General features: G+C 71.2%; 1 protein-coding gene. It reads right to left on the reverse strand.

Annotation, left to right across the window (positions count from 1 at the left end; all coding sequences use genetic code 11):
- The coding region (locus AC1DU6_RS34075; RefSeq protein ID WP_477862840.1) for a bifunctional helix-turn-helix transcriptional regulator/GNAT family N-acetyltransferase at nt 1-694 on the reverse strand (694 nt) is incomplete at both ends.

A 694-nucleotide genomic window follows, 5' to 3' on the forward strand; every position in this document is an offset into this window, starting at 1 on the left:
CAATGCGCTCTGCGTCCACAGCTCGATGCGCTTGTAGCCGGCGGCGCGGGCGAAGTCGCTGCACTGGCGAACCAGGCGCTTGCCCAGGCCGAGGCCCCGCGCATGGGGCTCCAGCAACAGCAGGCGCAGCTTGGCGACGCCGGGGCGCGGCTTGCCGGTGGCCCCATCTTGAGATTCATCGCGTGCCTGCACGAGCATCACGCAGCCCAGGCGCTCGGTGCCGCGCGCGGCGATCCAGCAGGCCTCGCGTTGGGGCTGGAAGCGGTCGACGAAGTCGGCGCAGATGCGCGCCACCAGCGCCTCGAAACGCACGTCCAGGCCGTACTCGGCGGCGTAGAAAGCGCCATGCCGCTCGACGATCCAGCCCAGGTCGCCAGGTTGGGGGGAGCGCAGCTCAACGGCTGCCGTGGCGTCGGGCTCCAGCACGGCCTGGATGCGCGACATCGAGCCCAGCAGCGCGTGGCGTTGTGTTGCCGACAGCGGCGCGAGCATGGCCTGGGCCTTGGCCGTGCCCTCGCGGTCCAGCGGCACGAAGGCGCGCTTGCCGGCGGGGCTGAGCTTGAGCAGCGTCTGGCGGCCGTCGCTGGGATGGGCCTGGCTGGCCAGCAGGCCGCGGTTCTTCAATCCGCGTAGCAGCCGGCTCATATAGCCAGCGTCCAGCTGCAGGCTCTTGCTGAGCGCCGAGGCGCTGATC

This window comes from Roseateles sp. P5_B10 (genome assembly GCF_056400485.1).